This window comes from Rhizobium sp. 32-5/1 (assembly GCF_029537235.1).
Classification (GTDB): Bacteria; Pseudomonadota; Alphaproteobacteria; order Rhizobiales; family Rhizobiaceae; genus Pararhizobium.
In genome coordinates, this window is sequence record NZ_CP120638.1 from 3,447,384 (window position 1) to 3,473,584 (window position 26,201).

Annotated in this window: 17 protein-coding genes and 5 pseudogenes; 17 read left to right on the forward strand and 5 right to left on the reverse strand. The window is 61.0% G+C overall.

Annotated features, from left to right (window positions below; genetic code table 11):
• Window positions 1–183: 183 nt before the first annotated feature.
• Window positions 184–1,245: a LysR substrate-binding domain-containing protein gene (locus P6U16_RS17335; RefSeq protein WP_277701554.1), complete on the reverse strand. Its 1,062-nt coding sequence runs from the start codon at window positions 1,243–1,245 to the stop codon at window positions 184–186.
• Window positions 1,246–1,492: 247 nt separating this feature from the next.
• Between P6U16_RS17335 and speB the strand changes: the two genes are divergently transcribed.
• The 9 genes and pseudogenes from speB to P6U16_RS17380 all read left to right on the forward strand — a co-directional run bounded on the left by speB (window position 1,493) and on the right by P6U16_RS17380 (window position 9,758).
• Window positions 1,493–2,554, forward strand: coding sequence for an agmatinase (speB, locus tag P6U16_RS17340; RefSeq protein WP_277701555.1), 1,062 nt, complete (start codon window positions 1,493–1,495; stop codon window positions 2,552–2,554).
• A gap of 193 nt (window positions 2,555–2,747) precedes the next feature.
• Window positions 2,748–3,767 carry an ABC transporter substrate-binding protein gene (locus tag P6U16_RS17345; protein WP_277703888.1) on the forward strand — a complete coding sequence of 340 codons (1,020 nt, stop codon included), beginning with the start codon at window positions 2,748–2,750 and terminating at the stop codon, window positions 3,765–3,767.
• Between the two features lie 201 nt (window positions 3,768–3,968).
• A complete protein-coding gene (locus tag P6U16_RS17350; protein WP_277703889.1) occupies window positions 3,969–5,006 on the forward strand; it encodes an ABC transporter ATP-binding protein in 1,038 nt (345 codons plus the stop codon).
• Window positions 5,003–5,857: an ABC transporter permease gene (locus P6U16_RS17355; RefSeq protein ID WP_277701556.1), complete on the forward strand. Its 855-nt coding sequence runs from the start codon at window positions 5,003–5,005 to the stop codon at window positions 5,855–5,857. The genes P6U16_RS17350 and P6U16_RS17355 overlap by 4 nt, the downstream gene beginning before the upstream one ends.
• A complete protein-coding gene (locus P6U16_RS17360) occupies window positions 5,854–6,654 on the forward strand; it encodes an ABC transporter permease (protein WP_277701557.1) in 801 nt (266 codons plus the stop codon). The genes P6U16_RS17355 and P6U16_RS17360 overlap by 4 nt, the downstream gene beginning before the upstream one ends.
• Window positions 6,651–7,430 carry a carbon-nitrogen hydrolase family protein gene (locus P6U16_RS17365; protein WP_277701558.1) on the forward strand — a complete coding sequence of 260 codons (780 nt, stop codon included), beginning with the start codon at window positions 6,651–6,653 and terminating at the stop codon, window positions 7,428–7,430. Before P6U16_RS17360 ends, P6U16_RS17365 begins: the two co-directional genes overlap by 4 nt.
• Before the next feature lie 92 nt (window positions 7,431–7,522).
• On the forward strand, window positions 7,523–8,026 hold the full coding sequence (locus tag P6U16_RS17370; protein WP_277701559.1) for a DUF3833 family protein: 504 nt from the start codon (window positions 7,523–7,525) through the stop codon (window positions 8,024–8,026).
• 115 nt (window positions 8,027–8,141) lie between these two features.
• On the forward strand, window positions 8,142–9,095 hold the full coding sequence (locus tag P6U16_RS17375) for a ring-cleaving dioxygenase (protein WP_277701560.1): 954 nt from the start codon (window positions 8,142–8,144) through the stop codon (window positions 9,093–9,095).
• 106 nt (window positions 9,096–9,201) lie between these two features.
• A pseudogene (locus P6U16_RS17380) lies at window positions 9,202–9,758 on the forward strand (NADPH-dependent FMN reductase).
• 72 nt (window positions 9,759–9,830) lie between these two features.
• Here P6U16_RS17380 and P6U16_RS17385 read toward each other — a convergent pair.
• Window positions 9,831–11,386, reverse strand: a pseudogene (locus tag P6U16_RS17385) (VOC family protein).
• A 136-nt stretch (window positions 11,387–11,522) separates the two neighbouring features.
• Window positions 11,523–12,392, reverse strand: coding sequence for an SDR family NAD(P)-dependent oxidoreductase (locus P6U16_RS17390; protein ID WP_277701561.1), 870 nt, complete (start codon window positions 12,390–12,392; stop codon window positions 11,523–11,525).
• A gap of 214 nt (window positions 12,393–12,606) precedes the next feature.
• On the opposite strand from P6U16_RS17390, the gene P6U16_RS17395 reads away from it, so the two are divergent.
• The 5 genes and pseudogenes from P6U16_RS17395 to P6U16_RS17415 all read left to right on the forward strand — a co-directional run bounded on the left by P6U16_RS17395 (window position 12,607) and on the right by P6U16_RS17415 (window position 19,434).
• Window positions 12,607–13,362: a Crp/Fnr family transcriptional regulator gene (locus P6U16_RS17395; protein WP_277701562.1), complete on the forward strand. Its 756-nt coding sequence runs from the start codon at window positions 12,607–12,609 to the stop codon at window positions 13,360–13,362.
• Window positions 13,363–13,583: 221 nt separating this feature from the next.
• Window positions 13,584–13,940: a response regulator gene (locus P6U16_RS17400; RefSeq protein ID WP_277703890.1), complete on the forward strand. Its 357-nt coding sequence runs from the start codon at window positions 13,584–13,586 to the stop codon at window positions 13,938–13,940.
• A gap of 220 nt (window positions 13,941–14,160) precedes the next feature.
• Window positions 14,161–15,258 (forward strand): efflux RND transporter periplasmic adaptor subunit, encoded by a 1,098-nt coding sequence (locus P6U16_RS17405; RefSeq protein ID WP_277701563.1) that lies wholly within the window; start codon window positions 14,161–14,163, stop codon window positions 15,256–15,258.
• Window positions 15,255–16,333: pseudogene (locus tag P6U16_RS17410) on the forward strand (efflux RND transporter periplasmic adaptor subunit). Before P6U16_RS17405 ends, P6U16_RS17410 begins: the two are co-directional and overlap by 4 nt.
• Complete coding sequence (locus tag P6U16_RS17415) at window positions 16,330–19,434, forward strand: efflux RND transporter permease subunit (protein WP_277701564.1); 3,105 nt, start codon at window positions 16,330–16,332, stop codon at window positions 19,432–19,434. Before P6U16_RS17410 ends, P6U16_RS17415 begins: the two are co-directional and overlap by 4 nt.
• 56 nt (window positions 19,435–19,490) lie before the next feature.
• On the opposite strand, the gene P6U16_RS17420 is transcribed toward P6U16_RS17415, so the two are convergent.
• On the reverse strand, window positions 19,491–20,522 hold the full coding sequence (locus P6U16_RS17420; RefSeq protein WP_277701565.1) for a DUF2793 domain-containing protein: 1,032 nt from the start codon (window positions 20,520–20,522) through the stop codon (window positions 19,491–19,493).
• Between the two features lie 111 nt (window positions 20,523–20,633).
• A pseudogene (locus tag P6U16_RS17425) lies at window positions 20,634–21,409 on the reverse strand (inositol monophosphatase family protein).
• Between the two features lie 292 nt (window positions 21,410–21,701).
• Here P6U16_RS17425 and P6U16_RS17430 point away from each other — a divergent pair.
• The 3 genes and pseudogenes from P6U16_RS17430 to P6U16_RS17440 all read left to right on the forward strand — a co-directional run bounded on the left by P6U16_RS17430 (window position 21,702) and on the right by P6U16_RS17440 (window position 26,196).
• Window positions 21,702–22,951 (forward strand): annotated as a pseudogene (locus P6U16_RS17430) (sarcosine oxidase subunit beta family protein).
• A gap of 12 nt (window positions 22,952–22,963) precedes the next feature.
• Window positions 22,964–23,242 carry a sarcosine oxidase subunit delta gene (locus tag P6U16_RS17435; protein ID WP_277701566.1) on the forward strand — a complete coding sequence of 93 codons (279 nt, stop codon included), beginning with the start codon at window positions 22,964–22,966 and terminating at the stop codon, window positions 23,240–23,242.
• Window positions 23,239–26,196, forward strand: coding sequence for a sarcosine oxidase subunit alpha family protein (locus P6U16_RS17440; RefSeq protein WP_277701567.1), 2,958 nt, complete (start codon window positions 23,239–23,241; stop codon window positions 26,194–26,196). Before P6U16_RS17435 ends, P6U16_RS17440 begins: the two co-directional genes overlap by 4 nt.
• The last annotated feature ends 5 nt before the right edge of the window (window positions 26,197–26,201 follow it).

Below are 26,201 nucleotides of genomic sequence, written 5' to 3' on the forward strand. Positions count from 1 at the left end.
CATCGGTCAAGCCATCCGCCGCAGTGGACGGCTGTTTTCAGCCAACCCGAAGGGCTGGATGAATTTTGGCCATCACCGGCGGCGGCCGTCTCGACCGCAGCTTCTGCTGCGCTCTTCGCCAACCGCCTTGGGTCTGGCCAAAATTCCTTCCAGCAGAATGGGTCGTATTAAGGGAACGAGGCTCTAAGGCTTTGCGCGGCGCTTCCGGGTGGTTTCCGGACGCTTGACGCGCGTAGGGGAGGAAACAGGCTGGAATGTGTCTTTCGGCGAAAGCCGTTCCGGTGCACTGATCTTCGGCGCACTCATCTTTGGCGTGCGGGCGCGGATGATGGTGCGGGCCGAGGTTTGCAGTTCGGGCATGGGGTCGCTTTCGAGCGCCGAAAACAGCCAGTCGATGAAGACTTTCACGATCGGGGCTGCCCGGTTCTCGTTGCGGCAGGCCACGTAGAAGGCGTCGTTGGCTGGCACCGTCAGATCGAAGGGTGCGATCAGTTCGCCCTTGGCGATCAGGCTGCCGGCGGTGATCGTGTCGCCGAGCGCCACGCCCTGATTGTGGAGTGCTGCTTCCGTCGAAAGCCGCGCGTCGCTCATGAAATGCTGGCGACCACGGGGAATATCGATGCCGTCGGCGGCAGCAAGCCAAGTGTTCCATTCGCGCCCGTCATCGCCGTGCAGGATGACGTGATCGCGCAAATCGCGCACCGAGCGCAACGGCCGCATGTTGAGCAGCGTCGGGCTTACAACCGGAAAAAGCTCCAGTCGGCTCCACAGTCGTGCCCAGCAATCCGGCCAGTTGCCGTCGCCATAGAGCATGCAGACGTCGACATCGGGTGAAAACAGCTGTCCGGCGTCGTTGGAGGCGATCAGCGTCAGCCGAACATCGGGAAATTGCTCGGTGAATTGGTGCAGGCGCGGGATCATCCAGAACGACAAAAGGGCAGGGACACAGGTGATCTTCAGTTCGCCGCTGGTCGTCGGTCGCGTCATTGCGGCCGTTGCTGCCGCTATTCCCTCGAAGGCGTGGGTCACCGCCGGAAGCAGCAGCGCGCCCTGCGAGGTCAGCTTCAGCCGTTTGCCGCTGCGCTCGAACAGATCGACGCTGAACGACTGTTCCAGCGCGCGAATCTGGTGGCTGATTGCGCCATGCGTGACGTTCAGTTCTCGCGCCGCCGCCGAAACGGACCCGCGCCGCGCCGTTGCCTCGAAAGCGCGCAGAGGGTTCAGCGGGGGCAGGCGGCTGGACAAGCAGGCACTCCGGGCCGGAAATTCACATGTGAGGTTTTCTCACATGAAACGCTATAACAATGTCAATTGATTTTCCAATCAATTTGTTTCCTAATATCGTCAACAGAGGCAGAAGCCCGGGGAACATGCAAACGGATATACGGTAAAACACCGCCACTCCGTATCTGGCGATCATTGCAGAGCTTTTAAAGGCGCTGGCGATTGCCCATTCTCATCTCCCCGGCGTAGCGACCAAGGAAAAGCGGACATGGCGTGGGACGAAGCAAAGCTTAGCGAACTCAAGACGAAGTATGGCGCAGGCTATGGCGGCGATATCTTCGATCCTGCCTTCCGCAAAGTGGCGGACAAGATTTTCTCCAAGAGCGGTACGCGACTGGCGCCTTATGCCGGTATTCCGACCTTTCTGACTGCGCCTTACATGCCGGTCGATGCGGAAAATCCGGATTTCGGCAATCTGCAAGTGGCGATCAGCGGCGTGCCGATGGATCTCGGCGTCACCAACCGCCCGGGCTCCCGCTTCGGGCCGCGGGCCATGCGCACGATCGAGCGCATCGGTCCCTACAACCATGTGCTTGATTGTGCGCCTGTCTTCGATCTCCGCGTTGCGGATATCGGCGACGTGCCGTTCCAGAGCCGCTACCGGCTGGAACTCAGCCATGACGATATCGAGAAGCGCATCAACCAGATTGTCGATGCCGGAGTGGTGCCGCTTTCGGTCGGTGGCGATCATTCGATCAGCCACCCGATCCTGAAGGCGGTCGGCAAAAAGCGCCCCGTTGGCATGATCCACATAGATGCCCATTGCGACACCAGCGGCTCCTTCGACCAGACGAAATTCCACCATGGCGGACCGTTCCGCAATGCTGTGCTCGACGGCGTGCTCGATCCGACGCGCACCGTGCAGATCGGCATTCGCGGCTCGGCGGAATATCTCTGGGAGTTTTCCTACGACAGCGGCATGACCGTGATCCATGCCGAAGACGTCACCGGCGTGGGCATGCCGGCAATCATCGAGAAGGCGCGGGCGATCGTCGGCGACGGCCCCACCTATCTTTCCTTCGACATCGACAGCGTTGATCCGAGCTTTGCGCCGGGCACAGGAACGCCTGAGGTCGGCGGCCTGACCACGCGCGAAGTGCTGGAACTCATCCGCGGGCTGAAGGGCATCAATCTCGTCGGCGGCGATGTCGTCGAGGTCGCGCCGCAGTATGATGCCACAACAAACACCGCCCATGTCGGCGCGCAGGTTCTGTTCGAGATCCTCAGCCTCATGGTGTTCAGCCCGTTCGTGCAAGGCAAGCGCGACTGAGTGCAGGATACAGCCGTGCGGACCGTAGACCTGCATACTGCACGGTATTAAAACAGGCGCATCGTTTGCATGCGCCGTCAAAACAACGGGAACCGGCCAAAGTGCCGAAAACAGGAGAAACATGATGAAGGATCTCGTCAACAGGCCGCTCGGTCGTCGCGCCGTTCTGGCCGGCGGTGCTGCTGCCGTATCGATGCTGGCCATGCCGTCCATTCTGCGGGCGCAGGACAAGTCGCTGAAGGTCGGCGTCTATGGCGGCTATTTCAAGGATTCGTTCGACAAGAACATCTTCCCGGACTTCACAAAGGCAAGCGGCATCGCGGTTGAATCGATTGCCGAGCCGACCGGCGAAGCCTGGCTGGTGCAGCTCGATCAGGCCGCCAAGGCGGGTGCTGCTCCGGCCGACGTCTCGATGATGTCGCAGGTCTCGATGCTCAAGGGCCAGTCCACCGATCTCTGGGCGCCGCTTGACGTTACCAAGATTCCGAACGCGTCGAACCTGATCGACCGTTTCGTCAACAAATATCCGGATGGTCGCATCGCCGGTATCGGCGCCGTGTCCTGGTACATCACGCTCGTCACCAACACCGATGTGTTCAAGGAAGCGCCGACCTCCTGGGAAGCGCTGTGGGATCCGGCAAATGCCGACAAGCTCGGCCTGCTCGCGCTCGTCTCCAATTCGTTCCTGCTCGAAGTGACGGCCAAGACCTATCTCGGCGGCACCAATGCGCTGGACACTGAAGAGGGCATCCAGAAGGCGTTCGATAAGCTGGCCGAAGTCAAGCCGAACGTCCGGCTGTGGTATCGGGACGAAGCGCAGTTCGAACAGTCGCTGAAGTCGGGCGAAATCCCGATGGGCCAGTATTATCACGACGTCACCGGCCTTGCCGCCGCAGATGGCAATCCGGTCCGCTCGACCTTCCCGAAAGAGGGCGGCATCCAGGATTCGGGCTGCTGGGCGCTGTCGCGCGCCTCGACCAAGGTCGAGGAAGCGCATGTCTTCATCGACTATATGAGCCAGCCCTCGATCCAGGCGACCCTGTCGCGCAAGGTCGGGACGTCGCCGACGGTCAAACGCGAACTGACGGACCTGACCGATGCGGAATTTGCTGCCGTATCGTCCGACATCGATCCGATCATTCCGCGCTACGATCTCTACCAGACCAAGTCGGACTGGCTGAACCAGAAGTGGACGGAACTGATCGTCGGTTGATTTATACCCTCCTCTCGAGGGGAGGGTCGGCACGCAGTGCCGGGGTTGGGTGACCTCTTGCGCCAAACAATCGATCACCCCCACCCGCAGCTTTGCTGCGACCTCCCCCTCAAGGGGAGGTAAAGGCCGCCGAGACCTTCTGGAGTCGTGCGTGCTCACTGAATATATGATTTCCGCATGATGCGAAAAGACAGGAACACCATGTCAGGCCTTGCCCTTACCAATGTCACCAAGGAATTCGGGAGCTTCACTGCGGTCAACAATGTCGGGCTGAATGTGCCGCATGGCACCTTCGTCTGCATGCTCGGACCATCCGGTTGCGGCAAGACAACCCTGCTGCGCATGATCGCTGGCCTCGACCTGCCGACGAGCGGTTCGATCCGGCTTGACGGCGAGGACATCACCCATGTGCCGACGCACAAGCGCAATCTCGGCATGGTGTTTCAGTCGCTCGCGCTGTTTCCGCATCTGACGGTCGGCGAGAACATCGCCTATCCGCTGCGCATCCGAAGTGCGCCGAAGGAAGAGCAGAAGAAGCGGGTCGATGAGCTGCTGTCGATGATCCATCTTTCCGGCTATGCTGACAGGCCGGTGTCCAAACTGTCTGGCGGACAGCGGCAGCGTGTCGCCATTGCCCGGGCGCTTTCAATTTCACCGAAGCTCTTCCTGCTCGACGAGCCGCTCTCGGCGCTCGACGCCAAGCTGCGTGAGGCGATGCAGGTCGAATTGCGGCAGCTGCAGCAAAAACTCGGCATCACAACCATCGTCGTCACCCATGACCAGCGCGAGGCCATGACCATGGCCGATACCGTCGTCGTCATGCAGGGTGGCGAAATCCGTCAGGCAGCGTCGCCGATGGAAATCTACCGCAAGCCGGCTGACAGTTTTGTCGCTGATTTCATCGGCCAGACCAATCTGCTTGAAGCCGAGCTTGACAGCACGGGTCGTGCGCTCGTGCTTGGACAGCCGGTCGAGGGCATCGCCTTCAAAGCGGGAATGACCAAGGCGACCCTCTCGGTTCGCCCCGAAGACGTGCACCTGACGGCGCCCGGCGCCAGGGCGCTGGCCGGGACCGTGACCTTCGTGCGCGATCTTGGCGGCACGATCGAGACCTTTGTCGATGTCGCGGGCCGCCAGATCATCGCGGTTTCGACGCCGCGGGCGCGACCGGATGTTTCCGTGGGGCAGTCTGTCGGCGTCGTGCTGTCACCGGATGTCTGCGTGGTGCTGGCCAGATGAGACGCGAAGCGCCCCAGAAGATCGGCGATTATGCGCCGCTGTTTTTCCCGGCGACGATGCTGATCGTCTTCTTCGTCGTGCCCTTTGCCACCATGATCGCCGTCTCCTTCTTCCAGCGCCAGCAGGGCGGCTTCTACGTGCCGGCCTTCGTGCTGTCGAACTACGAGCGGTTCTTGAGCCTGTTCTTCGCCAATGTGCTCGGTTTCTCGCTGATGCTGGCGGTGGTCGTCGCCATCTGCTGCGTCGTGCTGGCGCTGCCGTTCACCTATCTTTTGACCCGCATGAAGCGGAAGGTGCAGATCGTCTGGCTCGTTGCGCTCTTGTCGGTGCTGTCGCTGTCGGAAGTGATCATCGGTTTTGCGTGGTCGACGCTGTTTTCGCGCACGGCCGGCATTACCAATCTTCTGGTCATGGCCGGGATCATGAGCGAGGCCAAGGCGCTGCTTCCGAGCTTCGGCGCCGTGCTGACCGGCATGGTCTACCAAGCCTTTCCCTATACGGTGCTGGTGCTCTATCCGGCGCTGGTGCGGCTTGATCCGACTTTGACGGAGGCTGCCCGCACACTCGGTGCCTCGCCGGTCAAGGCCTTCTTCACCGTCGTCGTGCCGGCGCTGCGCAACACGATCGTCGCAACGCTGATCATGGTGTTCATCTTCGCGCTCGGCTCCTACCTGCTGCCGCAGCTTCTCGGCCGGCCGCAGCACTGGACGCTGTCGGTGCTGATCACCGATCAGGCGATCTACCAGTCCAACATGCCGTTTGCGGCCGCCATGGCGGTGTTCCTGGTGCTGGTGACGCTCGGGCTCGTGGCGCTGACCGTGATGGCCGGGCGCAAGGGAGAAGCGGCATGACAGGGATGTTCCGCAAGCTGTATTTCTTCCTGATCGGCCTGTTTCTGGCGCTGCCGATGATCGTGGTTGCCGGCGTCTCGGTGAACGAGAAGCAGACGCTCGCCTTCCCGCCGAAGGGCTTTTCGCTCTCCTGGTACGGCGAGATTTTCCTTAATCCGGAATGGCGCAACGCGTTGTTTGCCTCGGTCACGCTCGCCGTTCTCTCGGCGGCTCTGGCCGTTGCGATCGCGCTGCCGCTGTCCTGGTTCCTCTGGCGCAGGGTGGCGCCCTGGGCCAACATCTTCCAGCTGATCGGTGTTGCACCGTTCACCCTGCCGCCTGTCATCACGGCGCTTGGACTTCTGACATTCTGGGCAACGACCGGATTTTACGGCCAGCCCTGGACGGCGGTGATCAGCCACGCAATCTTCTTCGTGACGCTGCCGCTGGTGACGCTGTCGCTCGGCTTTACCGCGATCGACCGCTCGCTGGTCGAAGCGGCAGCGACGATGGGCGCGGATGACCGGACGATCTTTCGCACCGTCGTCCTGCCGCTGATCCTGCCTTATATCGTGTCGGGCTATGCCTTCGCCTTTGTCCTGTCGCTCAACGAATATATCGTCGCCTACATGACCGTCGGTTTCGTAATGGAGACGCTGCCGATCAAGATCTTCAACGCGCTGCGCTACGGCTATACGCCGACCATGGCGTCCGTCACGATCCTGTTCGTGGCGACGGCCGCCGTTATCTTTTCCCTTGTCGCGCGGTTTGGCGATCTGCCGAAGCTGCTCGGCGCCATGGCATCGGACGATAAATGATCACGCTCGCCGCCCTCCAGATGCACTCCAGCGATGCCGATGTTGCGGCGAACCTTGCGCGTGTCGAAGCGGCGGCGCGGGACGCAGTCAAGGCCGGCGCCAGCCTGCTGGTCACACCGGAACTCTGCATCACCGGCTATGGCGCCGGCGATGTCATCACCGATCTGGCGGAACCGGCGGATGGGTCGATCGTCCAGCGCCTGCAGGCAATTTCCACGGAGACTGGCGTTGCGATCATCGCCGGCTTTGCCGAACGGGACGGGGCCGTGGTCTTCAACAGCGCCGTTTACGTCGATGGCGCGACCACGCCGACCATCTATCGCAAGTCGCATCTCTATGGCGATTACGAACGCAGCCTGTTTGCGGCGGGCAAGCCGGAGGCCAGGCTGTTCTCGCATCGCGGCGTCACCTGCGGCATGCTGATCTGTTACGACGTCGAGTTTCCGGAAAATGTAAGGAGATTGGCGCAGGCCGGCGCCGAGGCCGTTCTGGTCCCGACTGCACTGCCGGCCGGCTGGTCCGGGACCTTCATCACCGATCACATGATCCAGACGCGCGCCTTCGAAAACCAGGTCTTCGTCGCCTACATCAATCATTGCGGTGCCGATGCACGGTTCACCTTCGCCGGGTCCTCACGCATTGCCGCGCCCGATGGCTCGCTGGTGGCCAGTGCCGGTTCCCATGGCGAACATCTGATGATCGCGGAGATCCGGCCGGAGCATTTTGTGATTTCGAAAGCGGAGAATACCTATCTTGCCGATGTGAACCGGGCGTAGAGCGACAAAGCGTCATCACTCTGCGGTGATGGGGGAAACCATTGCGGCCCCATCTTCGTATCTCCTGTCAAACAGACAACAGGAGAGAGACGATGAAGCGGTTCGTACTATCGATGGCGGTTCTGGCATCCATTGGATTGGCGCCCGGCGCGGCATCTGCCGCCGATACACTGATGGAGAAATTCTTCGTGGGTCGCACGACGGCGGTCGGCTCATTCTCCGCCATCAACGGCGTCAATCGGAAATTCGATGTTGTGCTGACCGGACGCCTCCGCGGCAATACGCTGACCCTGCGCGAGGATTTCGTCTACGACGATGGCGAGAAGGACCGCAAGACATGGCGTTTTGTGCGTACCGGGCCGACGACTTATAGCGGAACGCGCAAGGATGTGATCGGCACGACCACGCTGCGCGTCAGCGGCAATACCGCGCGCTTCAACTATCTTGTCGATCTCGACCCCGGCCCGAAGAAAAATGTCGTGCGTTTCTATGATCGCATGGTGCTGTCCGACGACGGCAGGACCATTGCCAATTCTGCGACGGTCTGGAAATACATCCTGCCGGTGGCGCGCGTGAAGGTCGATTTCAAACGATGATCTGCGCTTGCTGGTCGTTCGATAATCGTGAACAATCTGTGTGTCAGATAGTCCTTTGTGAAACGGCTTGCGCATCCGATATTCGCCTCAACAAGTTCACTCCAAGGAGGCGGCCATGAGCCTGCAACTGACCGGTATCCACCATCTGACGGCAATCACCGCCAATGCGCCCGAGAACCTGCGTTTCTACACGCAGGTTCTCGGCCTGCGGCTTGTCAAGAAAACCGTCAACCAGGATGATACCAGCGCCTACCACCTGTTTTACGCTGACGGGCTGGCTAGCCCTGGGACCGACCTGACATTCTTCGATTGGCCGGTGGGTCGCGAAGGGCGCGGCACGCACAGCATTTCGCGCACCGGGCTGCGTGTCGGCAGCGCTGAGACGGTCGCCTGGTGGAAGGCGCGTTTCGACGAACTCAAGGTCACATCAGGCGATGTCGCCGAAATCGATGGTCGTCTGTCGGTCGATTTCGAGGACGGCGAAAGCCAGCGTTTTCGCCTGATCGACGATGGCGGGCTTGCGCCATCGCATCCCTGGGACCGTTCGCCGGTGCCGGCCGAACACCAGATCAAGGGGCTTGGCCCGATCACGATGAGCGTTCCGGATCTGACCAACACAGAAATCGTGCTCACCCATGTCATGAACATGGTCGAAAGCCGCACCTATCCCTCGCCGGATGGTATCGGCGAGGTGCATGTGTTTTCGATGGGCGAGGGCGGTCCGGCGGCCGAACTGCATGTCGCGGTCCAGCCGGGCCTGCCGACCGCGCGGCAGGGTGCGGGTGCCGTGCATCACGTGGCATTCCGGGTGCCCGATGAGGCGGCGTTGCACGAATGGACAGAGCGGCTGCAAGGCTTCCGCCTGCCGTCGAGCGGCGAGGTTGAGCGCTATTATTTCCGCTCGCTCTATTTCCGCGAACCGAACGGCATACTGTTCGAATTTGCCACTGACGGGCCGGGCTTTGCCGTGGACGAGCCGCTGGAAACGCTTGGCGAAAGCCTGTCGCTGCCGCCCTTCCTCGAAGGCAAGCGGGCGCAGATCGAGGCACGGCTGAAGCCGCTCACTTGAAATTGCACAGGAAAATCGGCCGGGGGCGTCAAGCTCCCGGCTTTTTTGTCTGTACTTTTCGCAAATCCGCACCATTCTTCCGCGCAACACACAGAAGGATTACTCAATGACCAAACTCCTTGGTATCTCCGGCAGCCTGCGCAAGGCATCCTTCAACACGGCGCTATTGCGCGCAGCCGTGCCCTTGGCGCCGGCCGGCGTGGAATTCTCGGTCGGCACGATCGAAGGCATTCCGCTCTATAATGCCGATGTCGAGAGGAAGGCGTGCCGGAGCCGGTGAGCGTGTTGAAGGAGCAGGTGGCTGCGGCCGACGGCGTGATCCTGTTCACGCCGGAATATAACAACTCAATGCCCGGCGTTCTGAAGAATGCCATCGACTGGGTCAGTTCCTCAATGACCGGTGCGCCGAATGTCTTTGCGGGCCGCCCCTTCGCACTTGCCGGCACGTCGCCGGGCAATTTCGGCACCATTCTCAGCCAGAATGCCTGGCTGCCGGTCTTTCATACGCTGGGAGCCGATCTCTGGTCCGGCAAGCGCCTGATGCTGCCCAAGGCGAATGCGCTGTTCGACAAGGACGGTGCGCTGATCGACGAGGAAGCACGGAAGCGGCTTGCCGCCTTCGTCGAGGCCTTTGCGGACTATTGCAAATCGGCCGCGTCATGACGCACGCGCCTTGTTCGGCCGGTAGGGCCGGCCAATTTGGGACCGACCCGTGGAGTTCACGGATAGACAGCGCTAGAAGCCGATCTCGGCCAACCATGCCTTGGTCACGCTGACATCCTGCAGGCTCAGTTCGTGGCCGGTGTTGAGCAGCGTGTTTTCGACTTTCGCATTCCCGTTCAAAAGGTTCTTTTCCAAGGCCGGTGTGTAGGGAGCATAAGGGTCCTGCGCACCGGTGGTCATGAGCACCTGTGTTCCGGTGAGGTCGCCGCCGGGGATTGTTTCCAGCACATTCATCGCCCGGAACAGGGCGGCCTGACGAATGAGGCCGGGATGAAGCAGCATCACGGCGCCGAGCATGTTTGCGCCGTTGGAATAGCCGACGAACAGGGTTTTGGACAGATCGATGCCGTAGCCCTCGACAGCGCCATGGACGAAGGCGACGAAAGCCTCGGCTTCCGATACAATTTCCGGCTGGTCGAAAGTGACGTTGGTCAGGCGCCGGAAGAAGCGGGGAAGCCTTCGTCCAGGCTGCGGCCGCGCAGCGAAAGCAGCGTCGCATCAGGGGCGATCTGGGTTCCGAGTTGAAGCAGGCTCGTCTCGTTACCGCCCGTGCCGTGCAGCAGGATGAGGGTCGTACCGTCAGGATTTTCCGGCTGTTTCAGGCGGTGGGTGAAGGGCAGGTCGCGGGCCGTCATGCGTGGTTCTCCTGGCATCGCGAATTGCGGCAACGTCACCCGGACGTCCGATTTGTCGCTTTGAAAATGGGCGGGGATGAAAAGTTCGGTGCCGAGCGTGTCTTCCGGCTCGTCAACCAGCACGCCCGGAGCGTCGGTTGCAAGCTCGAACAGCGAGCCTCCGGGTTCGCGGACGTAAAGTGAGTAGAAATATTTGCGGTCGTGGGCGGCTGTGTCGCCGGCGCCCTCGTTTTCAAGGGTGTTGCGAACCGCCTTGACCGCGGCCTCGTCCGTGGCGCGAAAGGCGATGTGGTCGATCGTGCCCGTGCCCGGTGCCGAGGTCCAGAAGCCGCTGGCATCGCGAACATCGATGATGTCCTTCGATGCAGATGTCATCCGGCGGATGCTGTCTGTCGCGGCCGTCTCTTCAAAACCAAAATGCCTTTCGATGAAAGCTGCCGTTTCCTGCGGTTTCTCGGTCAGGATCGTCGCACCGCGCAGGCGGCGGATGGCGTCCTGCGCGGAAATGTCCCGGCTCGTCCACGGTGTCGAGCCTTCGATATCGTTGGTCCCGACGAGCTTGACGATCACGCCGTCGGGATCCTTGAGGCGCAGCACCGGTTCGCCGAATTCCTGGGTGGGGCCGCTCATCGGTATCTGCTGCTGCAGGGCGCGTGTCAGCCAAAAGCCGATGCTGGTGGGCTCGATGGCAAAGGCGATTTCGCTCGGCTGTCCGTGGCCGACCCGGCCCGGCGCGCCGTCCTCCCAGACAAGGAAGGAGACGAGCGAGCCGGGAGAGCCGACCGCATCGCCATAAAACAGGTGCAGTTGCGTCGCGTCCTCGTAACCACCGGTGCGCTTGACCAGCCTCAAGCCCAGGAAGCCCGCGTAAAAATCGACATTGGGCTGAACCTTGCGGGTGATCAGCGTGATGTGGTGGATGCCGCTTGTCATGATCTCAAAATCTCTCGTTGCCGAGGCATAAAGCCAGCCAGCAAGCGGAAATGCCAGTGCCGGAACGGCAGATGCACTGTCAATGAATCAGATGACAATCGAATATCGGTGTTCGATGAAACGCGCCGTATTCGTTTCACGACTGCGGCTTTGCCGGCGGTCGAGCCAGATGTGCCTTGAACGCATCGCCGAAATCCGGGTGCCAGCGTGACAAAGGCGGGCGATTTTCCACTATATCGCCAGCCGCCCAGAGGATGCGCTTTTCGTCTGTGGTACGGCTGACATCGTTGTCCGGGCAGAGAATGTAGAAATCGTTCTTCTCAAGGCTCTCCATCATGAAGTCCACGGTCTGCGCCGCGGTCCAGGCAGCTTCCGGCTTTTCGGTCCGGCCATTGGCCGTGAGCCCCGTATAGACGAAGCCGGGGATCAGCAGATGTGCGGTGATGTTGCAATCGGGCGTATTGCGCAATTCGTGTTGCAGGGCCTCGGTGAAGACCTTCACGCCGGCCTTGGCGACGTTGTAAGCGGGGTCGCCGGGCGGCGTTGTTATGCCCTGCTTGGAGCCGGTGTTGATGATGATGCCATTGGCGCCATGGGCAATCATTCCGGGCGTGAACACCCGCGATCCGCTGATGACGCCCCAAAGGTTGACGGAAAGAACATCTTCCCAGTTTTTCAGCGGTCCGAACATACTGCTGCCCGGCTGAATGCCGGCATTGTTCATCAGCACGTGCACGCGCCCGAACACGGAAACGACCTCGCGTTCCAGCGCTTCGACGGCATCAATGCGCGAAACATCCGTCGGGATGGCGATGACACTGTCTGCACCATGCGGTGCCAGTGCAGCCGTTTCGCGTTTTGCCTGATCCAGACGCTCGCCCGGCAGATCGACCAGAACGACCTTCATGCCGAGGCCGGCAAAACGGCGGGCGGCGGCAAGCCCGATACCGGAGGCCGCACCGGTGACGACTGCGACATGGTGACTGGCGAAAGCGGGATGGTTCATGGGCGTTTCCGTCATTTTGTTGTTGGTGCCTGAAGGGAAGCTAGGGCGATGGCGCAATGAAGTCCATCATCTGCAGGCAACAGCGTGAACAGCGCCACAGAAAAAATCGGGAGATGTTCCATTCCAGACCTGCGCATCTTGTTGATGGTATTGATTTCCGTGTTAAATCACACGGCTGTCCCGCCTTTATCGCCCCTTCGAGACTGAGGACCCTATGGCCGCGACCAGAACACAAAACAGCCAGCGGACGCCCTGCGAGCAATGTCCCTTGCGCAAGCTAGAGCATTTCCGAAACTTTACGCAGGAGGAACTGGGTTTCGTTTCCAATTTCAAGAGGGGCGAACTGGCCGTCGATGCGGGTGCGACCATCCTCGTCGAGGGCTCGCACAGCGCCCATCTGTTCACGGTATTGGCCGGCTGGGGTTTCCGCTACAAGATGCTGGACGACGGCCGCCGGCAGATACTCAACTATATGATGCCGGGGGATCTCATCGGCCTGCAGGGCAGTTTGATGGGCGAGATGCAGCATTCGATCGAGGCACTGTCGCCGGTGACGCTGTGTGTGTTCGAGCGTGACAAGCTGGGTGGCATATTTCGAAATCATCCGGATCTCGCCTATGATCTGACCTGGATCGCCGCACGCGAAGAGCGCATTCTCGACGAGAACCTCCTGAGCATTGGCCGGCGGTCAGCTTTGGAGCGGGCAGCTTATCTGCTGGTGTTTCTCTATCAGCGTGCCAAGGCGCTGCAGCTCTTCGACGACGAGCGTGTGTCCATCCCGATCACGCAGCAGCATGTCGCCGACACTTTGGGCCTTTCGATCGTGCACACGAACAAGACCCTGAAGAAGCTGGGAGAGCGCAAGATGATCCGCTGGGCGGACAAGGGATGCGATATCCTTGACGAAGAGGGACTGTTGCGGCTCGCCGGCTGGGAAGGCTATAAAGAGCAAAAGCGCCCGTTCATTTGAGCCCCTGATCGTGCAAATGCTCACTTGCACCACAGCGCTGCCTAGGCATCGGTCCACATCATTGCAGATATGCCGTTCACCTGATCGACGCATGTCTTATTTAAATGTCCTGCTGTGGCATTCGGCGTAACGTTGCATTTTATGCCTGACATAAGGCGAAGGACGGTGCCTTGCAGCAAAGACAGGAAATTCCAGCCGTGCAGCCTTCAGACATTGCGACCATGTTCAAGCGTGTGCTGGTGCTTGAAGATAATTTCATCATTGCGATGGAAGCCGAAGATATTTTGAAATCTCTTGGCGTGGGCGAGGTCGAGATCGCGACGAATATCGATCAAGCCGAGGCTTTACTTTCGCAAGAAGTATTTGATTTCGTCTTGCTCGACATCAATCTCGGATCGCAGACAAGCTTTCATCTTGCGGAAAAGCTTTTGGGCAACGGCGTGCCGTTCGGGTTTGTCAGCGGCTACGGCGAGAATTCGATATTCCCGCCAACGTTGCGCAGCCTGCCGCGAATCACGAAGCCCTTCAATGAGGAGTCGGTGGGCAGCCTGCTCGCCGCGATGTTCCAGATCCCTTGAACTTGAGCGGCCGCAGCTACCCTTTTGGTAGCTCGCGCATTTGATACATCTTGGATTTAAGAGCTTCCGCCGACCCTCATGATCGGCGGTTTTTTGTGTCCTATCCGCATGCCCGCTTATTTTCGTAAGCCTTCATGATATCTTGCCAGTCGCAAAGTTCCATTATAATGAGGGTCCACATTAAATGGTTATGTATGGTTTCTCCAATGAATGGCTGCCTATGACTTCCCATAGAAAATTTCCGGCCCGCACCCTAGCCGCGGTGCTGGCCTCGACGCTTGTGCTGGCCTCATGCCAGAAGCAATCGGAACTGCCGCCTAAGCCTGAAGTACAGGTTCGTGCCATTGATGCGGCTTTCGTCGATTACGGGCAGGGCGTTACGCTGACGGGCGAGATCGTTGCCCATGTGCAAACCAACCTGTCCTTCCGCGTCAGCGGCCAGATCACCGAGTGGCTCGTAGATGTCGGTGCGCATGTGACGCAGGGTGAGGTGCTAGCAAGGATCGATCCACAGCAGCAGAAAGCCGATGTCGAGGCGTCCGAGGCTGCAGTTCGTGCCGCGGAGGCGCAGGTCCGTCAGGCCTCGGCTGCTTTTGAGCGGCAGAAGCTTCTGATGACCAAGGGTTCGACCACGCAGGAACTGTTCGACCAGGCCCAGACGGCGTCCCGCACGGCCAATGGCGCGCTTGAGACTACGAGGGCCAATCTCGGTACGTCTCGCGATGCTTTGTCCTATACCGAGTTGCGGGCCGACGCTCCCGGTATCGTCACGGTTCGCAATGCCGAGGCAGGGCAGGTGGTCCAGGCGGCGCAGACCATGTTTACGGTGGCGCAGGACGGGCCGCGCGACGCGATCTTCGAGGTCTATGAATCGTTGCTGTTCGAACGGCCGGCCGAGCCGACAATCAAGCTCGCGCTGGTCAGCGATCCTGCCGTGAATACGGAAGGAACGATCAGCGAGGTTTCTCCGACGATCGACACGGCAACGGGAACGGTGCGCGTCAAGATCGCGATGAAAAACACCCCCGACCGCATGACGCTTGGAGCGCCGGTCACCGGCTTTGCGACATCGCCTCCGGTCAAGGTTCTGATCCTGCCGTGGACGGCGCTTTCGACGCTCAACGGCAAGCCGGCTGTCTGGGTCGTCAAGCCGGACGACAAGAAGGTCAGCCTTCGCCCCGTGACTGTCAGCGCCTACGAGACCGGCCGTGTTCTCGTCTCTAAGGGTGTCGAGCCGGGCGAGCAGGTGGTCGTGGACGGATTGAAAATGCTGCGACCCGATCAGGTTGTCGATGTCGTCAAGGAGCAGGCACAATGAACCGCAGGATATCATGGCTCGCCTGCCTTCCCTTGGGCCTTATTGTCCTGACTGCATGCCAGGAAAAGGAAGAAAAGACTGCTGAAGTCATTCGCCCCGTCCTGTCGCAGGTGGTCATGCCGCAGCGCGTCAGCGGCGTAACCTTTGCCGGCACCGTCCAGCCAAAGGTGCAGACGGCGCTCGGCTTCCGGGTGATCGGCCTGCTGGTCGCCCGCAACGTCGATACCGGTGACACGGTCACACGCGGGCAGACGCTTGCGGCGATCGATCCGACCACGCTTGAGCTTGCCGTCGGATCGGCGCGCGCCGATCTTGCCAGTGCCGAGGCGACGCTTGCCAATGCAGTTTCGGTCGAGGAACGTACACGGGCCTTGTTCAAGACCGGAACGCAGACCCAGGCTGCCGTCGAAAGCGCCGAACAATCCACGGCTGCTGCGCAATCCGCGCTGATTCAGGCCAGAACGACCCTTTCGAAGGCGGAAGAACAGCTCTCCTATGCGCAGGTGACCGCTGAATTCGATGGCGTGGTCACGGCCACGGGCGCCGAAGTCGGGCAAGTGGTTTCCGCCGGTGAAACCGTCGTCACGGTTGCGCGACCGGACGAGCGCGACGCCGTCGTCGATGTGCCTGACAGCAGCGCCTTGCTGCCGGTCGGTACATCCTTCAGCGTTTCGCTGCAGATCAATCCTGCCATCACCGTCACCGGCAAGGTGCGGAAATTGCACCGGCGGCGGATGCCGCGACGCGCACCCGCCGCGTCAAGATCGTGCTGGACAATCCACCCGCCGCCTTCCGGCTGGGCACGACGATAACCGCGACACTGGATACAACTGTGGCGGAAGAAATCCGCCTGCCGGAAAGTGCGGTCCTGCTGCGCGACGGCAAACCGTTCGTCTGGGTCGTGGATGAAGCGAAAGCCACGGTGAGCACGCGGGAAATCTCGACCGGCGCACCGGCCGGAACGTCCGTCATCGTGACGTCGGGCCTCGAGCCGGGCATGCGCGTGGTGACTGCGGGCGTGCATAGCCTCAGGGAAGGCCAGACAGTGATATTTGCAGACGGGGACCGCTCATGAAGAAGTTCAACCTTTCGGACTGGGCGCTCGATCACGCGTCGATGGTCTGGTATTTCATGATCGTCTTCGGTCTGCTCGGCTTCTTCTCCTATCTCAGCCTCGGCCGGGAAGAGGATCCGTCCTTTACGATCAAGACCATGACGATTTCTGCCCAGTGGCCGGGCGCCTCCGTCGAGGAAACAACGCGGCAGGTGACGGAACGGATCGAGCGCAAGCTCGAGGAACTGGAATCGCTGGATTATACGCGCAGCATCACGACGCCTGGCCAGACAATCGTTTTCGTCAATCTGAAGGATACGACGAAAGCCCGCGACGTTGCCGGCATCTGGGTCAATGTCCGCAACATGATCGGCGATATCCGCGGGCAATTTCCCTCGGGCGTGCTCGATCCGAGCTTCAACGACCGTTTCGGCGATGTTTTCGGCAATATTTATGCCTTCACGTCCGACGGTCTGACGCAGCGGCAATTGCGCGACTATGTCGAGACCGCTCGCCGGGATATCCTCACCGTGCCGAACGTCGGCAAGGTCGATATCGTCGGCGCGCAGGACGAGGTGATCTATCTCGAATTCTCTCCCCGGCAGCTTGCGGCCTTCGGGGTCAACCAGAACGAGGTCATCGCTACCCTGCAGGCGCAGAACGCCATCGCGCCGTCGGGCGTGCTGCAGGCAGAGGGTGAGCGCGTCAGCATCCGCGTCAACGGCCAGTTCCAGTCGGAGGAAAGCCTTAAGGCCGTCAACCTTCAGGTCAACAACCGCTTCTTCCGCCTCAGCGACATTGCAACGATCACGCGGGGATACACCGACCCGCCCTCGGCGCTGTTCCGGTTCAACGGCGAGAATGCCATCGGTCTTGCCATCGGCATGAAGCAGGGCGCCAATCTGCTGGAATTCGGTGATGCCGTCGAGGCGCAGATCGAGAAGGTTCAGGCCGAGCTTCCGGTCGGCGTCGATATCCATCTGGTGTCCGATCAGCCGTTGATCGTCGAGGAGGCGGTTTCCGGATTCACGCAGGCGCTGTTCGAGGCTGTGGTCATTGTTCTGGTGGTTAGCTTCATCAGTCTTGGCGTGCGCGCCGGTCTGGTCGTTGCGCTATCCATTCCGCTGACGCTGGCGATCACCTTCGTCTTCATGTCCTATTACGGCATCTCGCTGCAGCGCATCTCGCTCGGCGCCCTGATCATCGCGCTCGGGCTTCTCGTGGACGATGCGATGATCGCCGTCGAGATGATGGTGGCGCGACTGGAAATGGGTGATTCGCTGCGCAAGGCAGCAACCTATGTCTACACCCATACCGCCTTTCCGATGCTGACCGGAACGCTGGTCACCGTCGCCAGCTTTATTCCCGTCGGTCTCAACAACAGCGCCGCCGGCGAGTTCACCTTTACCCTGTTCGTGGTCATCGCCGTCTCGCTGCTGGTCTCCTGGGTCGTCGCTGTGGTCTTTGCACCGCTGCTCGGCGTCACCATCCTGCCGAAGACGATGAAACAGCATCATGGTGAAAAGGGGCGTGTGGGCCGAGCCTTCGCCGGCCTGCTCGGCCTCTGCATGCGCTGGAAATGGGTGACGATCTTTGTCACCGTGCTGGTATTTTCCTCATCGATCTACGGCATGGGCTTTGTACAGCAGCAGTTTTTCCCGTCGTCCGACCGTCTTGAGCTGATCGTCGACTGGTCGCTGCCCCAGAATGCCTCGATCACTGAAACCAATCTCCAGATGGCAAAGTTCGAACAGGACAAGCTCGTCGGCAATCCCGATGTCGAGCGCTGGTCGACCTATGTCGGTCAGGGTGCCTTGCGTTTCGTCCTGTCCTTCGACGTGCAGCCGCCGAACACGGCTTTCGGCCAGACAATCATCGTCACCAAGAGCCTTGAGGTTCGCGACAAGCTGCGGGCCGATCTCCAGGACTATCTGAAGAAAACCTTCGTCGGCACAGATGCCTATGTGAAGCTGCTCGATATCGGCCCGCCGGTCGGGCGTCCCGTCCAGTACCGCGTCAGCGGTCCTGACATCGGCAAGGTGCGCGAGCTTGCGCTGGGGCTCGGCAATGTTGTCGGCCGCAACCCGCTGCTCGGCGATGTCGTCTACGACTGGAACGAGCCGGCTCGTGTGGTGAAGGTCGATGTCCTGCAGGACAAGGCCCGCCAGCTCGGCGTCACCTCGCAGGATATCGCTTCGGCGCTGAACGGCATCGTTGGCGGCACGACGGTCACGCAGGTGCGCGATGATATCTATCTCATCGACGTCGTTGCCCGGGCAAACGCCTCCGAACGCCAGTCGATCGAGACGCTTCGCGACCTGCAGCTTCCTGGCACGAACGGTAATTCCGTGCCACTCGCGGCCGTCGCCAACTTCCGCTACGAGATGGAGCAGCCCGTCGTCTGGCGCCGTTCGCGCATGCCGACGCTGATCGTCAAGGCGGGCATCCGCGATGCGACACAGCCGGCGACGATTGTTACGCAGCTCGAAAAGGATGTCGCAGCCTATTCGGCAGAGCTTCCTGTTGGCTACAAGGTCGTTGTCGGCGGCTCCGTCGAGGAAAGCTCGAAGAGCCAGGCACCGATTGCAGCGGTCGTGCCCTTGATGCTGTTTGTCATGGCGACCATCCTGATGATCCAGCTCCAGAGCTTCTCGCGGCTGTTCCTCGTCTTTGCCGTAGCGCCGCTCGCTTTGATCGGCGTCGTCGCTGCGCTATTGTTCAGCAATGCGCCGATGGGTTTCGTCGCCATTCTCGGCATCCTCGCGCTGATCGGGATTCTCATCCGAAACTCGGTCATTCTGGTGGTCCAGATCGAGGATCTGCGCAAGGAGGGCATTCATCCCTGGGATGCCGTGCGCGAGGCGACCGAACACCGGATGCGGCCGATCATGCTCACGGCCGCCGCCGCCAGCCTGGCGCTGATCCCGATTGCCCGAGAAATCTTCTGGGGGCCGATGGCCTATGCCATGATGGGCGGCATCATCGTCGGTACGGTTCTGACGCTGCTCTTCCTTCCGGCGCTCTATCTTGCCTGGTTCCGCATCAAGCCGCCGACGGTTGAGGGCGACGACGCGGGTGAGGTGGCCGGCGACGGCAAGGACACGGCAGCTGTGCCGGTCTAACTAGTCTTTCCGCCATCGTTTTGTGCGTAAACGAGACGATGGCGGATGCCCGCCGCCTAGAGCATCACCATCGTTAACTCCGTCTTGTCGTAGCCGAAGTCGAGCGGTGTCGTGCCTGTGTGTTCGAGCGTCAGCCAGTCGCCGGCATCGAGCAGGGCAAGGCCGATCGCTGAATTGCTGTAGCTGGCGGTCGCAGCATCGTTGTCGTTGGTGCTTGCAATCGTCGTCGTGTCGTTGACATTGACCGAAACCGTGAAGGCGCCGGACGGATTGGCCTCGACACCGAGGCAGACGAGATAGGCAGCCGTGACCGACACGATCAGCCGGTTGCCGCCGCCGGCGACAGATGCGCCGAGGCTGAAGCCGCCTTGGTTGACGCTGAGCGTCGCAAAGCCGGTCTGTGAACCGGAGGAGGGCGTGACGACACCCCCGCCGCGGGTGGCGCGCACCAAAGGCCTTTGCGGCATCTGCACCTGACCCTGACCGGTGACGCTGAGCGCGGTCGCCCAGCTTGATCCATCCGGGCTGACCTTGACGGAAAACGCGTCATTTCCGGCAAGTCCCATTTCGGCGCGCCCGGAAAAGCCCGACTGGAAGAGCAGGCTGGCCGTGTCGCCGCTCGCAGCCTTGTTGATCTTGAGCTGGTGGCCGTTGCCGTCATGGTTGAAGAGGCTTGCGGTCGAAGACAGGCTCAGCCGGTTGCTGAGGTCGGCCGCCGTGTTGATACCGATCTTCGCCGGCGTGCCGATAGCGTCGAAGGGCTGCCAGTCGTCGCCGTCGTGAATACGCAGTCGGTCTTCGGCGAGAAACCAGGCGCGCCAGCCTTCGCGCGGTGTGATGTAGATCCAGCCGCCATCCTGCCGGAGTGCCAGCTTGCCGTCACGGCCGAGCCAGATGCCTGTGGCGGAAGCGGCGATGGCAAAGCAAGCGCCCTCCTGCGGATCGGACGGCGGTGCGGTCAATGTTGCGGTGACAGTCAGTTGCGTGACCGCATCGAGGATTTGCAGGGCTTCATTGTGGGTGACGTGTTTCTGCGCCTGCGAAGGCAGGATGTAGGGCATTGCCAGATTGGCTGTCGTATCGCTCATCGATCGGTTTCTCCATTGTGGGGAGAAGCCTAAGCCGGGATGGGACGGCGGGAATGCCAGGGTGTCGCGAGTGTTGAAAATGAACGGGAAAATCGAAGGATGCTGCCCGGTTCAGACTTTTCCGCGCGAGACGAAATAGGGATTGGCGAAATCAACATCACGGGACTGGTTGCGCTTGCCATAGAGGAGCGGATTGCCATCCATGGTCAGCGTCTCGCCACCGGCGGCGCGCAAAACGGCGTCGCCCGCTGCCGTATCCCATTCCATCGTCCGGCTGAAACGCGGATAGATATCGGCCACACCCTCGGCCAAAAGGCAGAATTTGAGCGAGGAGCCGATCGCCTCATAATTTTCGATGCCGGCGCCGATGAGGTAGTCGAGCGTTTCGCGGCTGTTGTGCGATCGGCTGGCAAGCGCCGTCAGCTTGTCGCCACGGCTGCGACAGCCGATGACGATCCGTTCACTGATGGTGAATGCGTCCGTCACGGCAAGCTTCTCCGCCGTTCCGCGCGCTGCGGCATAGAGAACGCCGAGCGCCGGCGCATAGACGACGCCCGCGATCGGACAGCCCTTGTCGATCAGGGCAATGTTGACGGTGAAATCATGGTGGCGGCCGATAAATTCCTTGGTGCCGTCGAGCGGATCGACCAGGAAAAAGGCCTGTTTTCGATGTCTGGTATATGTCCGGCCGCCACCTGCTCTTCGGCAACCACCGGAATATCTGGAAAGGCCATGGCAAGATCCCGCAGGATGATGTCTTCGGCTCTGTTGTCGGCGTCGGTGACGGGGGAACAGTCGGCCTTGTAGGTCACGTCCGGGCCGGCATGATAGATATCGAGAATGGCCTTGCCGGCTTCAAGCGCCGCCTTTTCCAGGATATCCAGCATGTTCCGTTTCCCCACCCTCCCGGCCAATGGGCCGGACACCCTAGTTCACTCTGTGTCGATCTCTTCGTCCAGCGAAAGATGATAATTGGCAAACTTTACCCAGAGCTTTCGCATGACAGTCTGAAACACGCATTTGCTGGCGCATCCGGAAAGGCAAAACGGGCGATCTTCAGCTAGAAGCATCGTCAGACTGCGGTGGCGCATTTATGTCGCCGATCAGCCGTCGCGGTCTTTGCTCGGAACGCCGCCTGTGCGAATGTGGCGCTGCAACAAACATGGATTCCTGCCTGGCATGCGCTATTCAGCCTTCTCGATCATCAGAAACGCCCTTTCCGGCAACAGGAACTGGAAGCCCGCCTGGCGCCAGCCGGATCCGAAACCGCATTACGACGTGATTATCGTCGGTGGCGGTGGCCACGGGCTGGCGACGGCCTATTATCTTGCCAAGGAATTCGGCGTTCGTAACATCGCCGTGCTGGAAAAAGGCTATCTCGGCTCCGGTAATGTCGGCCGCAACACCACGATCGTGCGGTCGAACTACATGCTGCCCGGCAACGAGCCGTTCTACGAGTTTTCCATGAAGCTCTGGGAAGGTCTGGAGCAGGACCTGAACTACAACGCCATGCTGTCGCAACGCGGCATCATCAATCTCTTCCACAATGACGGCCAGCGCGACGCCTATATCCGGCGCGGCAATGCCATGTGGATGGAGGGCGTTCCGGCGGAGCTGCTGGACCGCGCGGCGCTGAAGAAGATGCTGCCCTACCTGAATTTCGATCATGCCCGCTTCCCGATCATCGGCGGACTGTTGCAGAAGCGCGGCGGCACCGCCCGGCACGATGCCGTCGCCTGGGGTTTTGGCCGCGCCGCCGACAAACACGGCGTCGATCTCATCCAGAATTGCGAAGTCACCGGCATTCGCCGCGAAAACGGCGTGGTCACCGGTGTCGAGACGACGCGCGGTTTCATCGGCTGCGCCAAGCTTGGCCTTGCCGCCGCCGGCAACACGTCTCGCGTCGGCCAGATGGCGGGCCTGAAATTGCCGATCGAAAGCCATGTGCTGCAGGCCTTCGTCACCGAGGGGCTGAAGCCGGCGATCGATCATGTCATCACCTATGGTGCCGGCCATTTCTACATCTCGCAGTCGGACAAGGGCGGGCTCGTCTTCGGTGCCGAGATCGATGGCTACAATTCCTATGCCCAGCGCGGCAATCTGGCGACGGTCGAGCATGTCATGGGGGAGGGGTGACGATGATCCCCGGCCTGTCGCGTGTTCGGGTCCTGCGCTCCTGGGGTGGGGTCATGGATATGAGTATGGATGGTTCGCCGATCATCAGCCGCACGCCGATCGACAATCTCTATTTGAATGCCGGCTGGTGTTATGGTGGGTTCAAGGCGACGCCGGCCTCCGGCTGGTGTTTTGCCCATCTGATCGCCAAGAATGAAACCCATCCTGTCGCCCGCTTCCTGCGGCTGGATCGGTTTGAGCGTGGTTATCCCATCGACGAACAAGGGGCTGGTCCCCAGCCCAATCTGCATTGAAATGGTGACCAGATGGCAAGCCTGATCCACTGCCCGCATTGCGGCGTTCGCCCCAAGGAAGAGTTTTCCATCCGCGGCGATGCCTCGCTCGTGCGGCCCGATCCGGACTCTTCCGACGAGACCTGGAACGACTATGTGCATATCCGCGCCAATCCGCGCGGGCGCTACCGCGAACACTGGCAGCATGTCGCCGGTTGCCGCCGGTGGTTGGTGGTCGAGCGCGATACGTTGACCCATGAGGTTTTCTTGGTGACGGACGGTTCCGTCCGGGCGTGGGAGCTTGGACGATGACGGCGTATCGCTTGCCCGCCGGCGGTCTGGTCGACCGCGCCGCTGCGCTGAATTTCACCTTCGACGGCCAGGTGATGCAGGGCTTTGCCGGCGATACGCTGGCGTCTGCTCTTTTGGCCAACGATCAGGTGCTGGTTGGGCGCAGCTTCAAGTATCACCGCCCGCGCGGCATCGTCACGGCAGGCCCGTCGGAACCCAATGCCCTCGTCACAATCGGTTCTGACGCCCGGACCGATCCAAATACCAAGGCAACTGTTGCCGAGCTTTATGCAGGCCTGGAGGCAAAGAGCCAGAACCGCTGGCCTTCCCTGAAGCACGACATCGGCGCGCTGAACGGTATTCTCTCACCGTTTCTCTCAGCCGGCTTCTACTACAAGACCTTCATGTGGCCGGCGGCCTTCTGGGAAAAGGTTTACGAGCCGATCATCCGCAAGGCGGCCGGTCTCGGTCGTGCCGTGCTGGAGCGGGATCCGGAAACCTACGAGAAATGCTGGGCCCATTGCGACCTTTTGATCGTCGGCTCCGGCCCGACAGGGCTGATGGCGGCGCTTGTTGCCGGCCGCGCCGGCCTGCGCGTCATCCTGGCAGACGAAGGATTTCGCCACGGGGGATCGCTGTTGTCCGAGACGACCCCAATCGACGGCGCGCCGGCGACGGCTTTTGTCGAGACGGCGATCGCCGAGCTGGAAACGTTTTCCAATGTAACATTGATGGCGCGCACCACCGTGTTCGGTTGGTACGACGACAATGTCTTCGGTGCGCTGGAACGGGTGCAGAAACATGTTGCCGCACCGTCTTCCAAGCTGCCGGTTGAGCGCGTCTGGCGCATTGCCGCCAGGCGGGCGCTGATTGCGACGGGCGCTGAAGAGCGGCCGCTGGTGTTCGGCGGCAATGACAGGCCGGGCGTGATGATGGCGGGTGCCTTGTCCACCTATACCAACCGCTACGGTGTCGCCGGCGGCAAGTCGATGGCGATCTTCACCAGTGGCAGCGCCGGTTACCGTGCTGCCGCCGATCTTGCGGCGCACGGGATCGACATAACAGCTGTTATCGACAGCCGCGCGGATTCCACAGATGTGGTTGCGTCCGGGACCCGCATCATTCGCGGCGGGTCGGTCGTTGATACAAAAGGCAGATTGCGCCTGTCCGGCGTGATCGTCGAGCGCTCCGGCTTTGAGGAAAATATCGACTGCGACGTCCTCGGCATGTCCGGCGGGTTCAGCCCGATTATCCATCTGGCCTGCCAGCGCGGCGCAAAGCCGGTCTGGTCCGAGGCATTGCAGGCTTTCGTCGCGCCGGATGTTGGCGCGGGCCTGCGCCTCGCCGGCTCTGCTGCCGGGGTTTATTCGCTGCTGGCCTGTCTCAAGGATGGCGCCGAAAAATCCCAGGCGATTATCGCTGATCTCGGGCTCTCGACCACCTCCGCCGATCTTCCGGCCGTAGGCAATGAACTGAATCCGTCCTTCGTGTCGCTCTGGTATGTCGCGGGGGCAAAATCCAAGGCCTTTGTCGATTTCCAGAACGATGTCCACGTCAAGGATTTGGGGCTTGCGCTGCGCGAAGGCTTCGGCCATGTCGAACATGCCAAGCGCTACACGACCAATGGCATGGCGACCGACCAGGGCAAGCTGTCAAACATCAACGCCATCGGCATTCTCTCGGGTATGCAGGGGATCAGCCCCGCCGATGTCGGCACGACGACGTTTAGGCCGTTTTATACGCCGGTGCCCTTCGGCGCATTGGCCGGGACGTCCCGCGACGAGCATGCGGCTCCGAAACGGGTATCGCCGCTGCATGGCTGGGCGGCCAAGAACGGCGCCGTCTTCATCGATTCGGGCCTCTGGTATCGCCCGTCCTGGTTTGCGCGCGCCGGTGAAAAGACCTGGCGCGAAAGCGTCGATCGCGAAGTGCTGAATGTGCGGGCCAATGTCGGTCTCTGCGATGTCTCGACGCTCGGCAAGATCGAGGTGTTCGGGTCCGATGCGGCTGAGTTCCTCAACCGGCTCTATTGCAATCCGTTCCTGAAATTGCCGGTTGGCAAGGCGCGCTATGGCCTGATGCTGCGCGAGGACGGCATGATCTATGACGACGGAACCACCAGCCGGTTGTCGGACGCGCATTTTCTCGTGACGACCACCACGGCTCTGGCCGGCGGAGTCATGTCCCATATGGAATACTGCGCGCAGGTCCTCTGGCCGGAACTCAACGTCCGCTTCTGCTCGGTCTCCGATCAATGGGCGCAAATGGCGATTGCCGGGCCGAAAGCGAGATTGGTCGTGCAGGCGCTGGTCGAAGACGATGTCTCCAACGTGGTGTTCCCTTTCCTTGCGGCAAAGCCGGTGACGCTGAAGGGCGGGCTGAAGGCCCGGCTGTTCCGCATCTCCTTTTCGGGCGAACTGGCCTATGAACTGGCGGTACCCGCAGGTTATGGCGAGTCCGTCGCGGATGCTGTCATGGAGGCGGGCAAGGCGCATGGCATCTGTGCTTATGGCCTTGAGGCGCTCAATGTGCTGCGCATCGAAAAAGGGCATGTCACCCATGCCGAACTCGATGGCCGGGTGACGCCTGACGATGCCGGTTTCGGCCGCATGCTGTCATCGCAGAAAGCTGATTTCATCGGCAAACGGCTCTCCACACGGTTCGGCCTGACGGCGGCCGACCGCATGCAGATGGTTGGGCTTAAGCCTGTGGATAAGGACAAGGATATCCGTGCCGGCGCGCATCTGCTGCGCGAGGGGGCAAAGCCTTCGACCCTGAACGACCAGGGCTATGTCAGTTCGGCCTGTTACTCGCCGGTGCTGGGCCAGTTCATTGCGCTTGCCTTTCTGAAATCGGGCCGGGAGCGCTACGGCGAGAAGGTCGTCGTCTGGGACCGGTTGCGGGGTGAGGAAACACTGGCGGAAGTCTGCAATCCGGTCTTCGTCGATCCCGCCAATAGCAAATTGAACGCCTGAGGGAC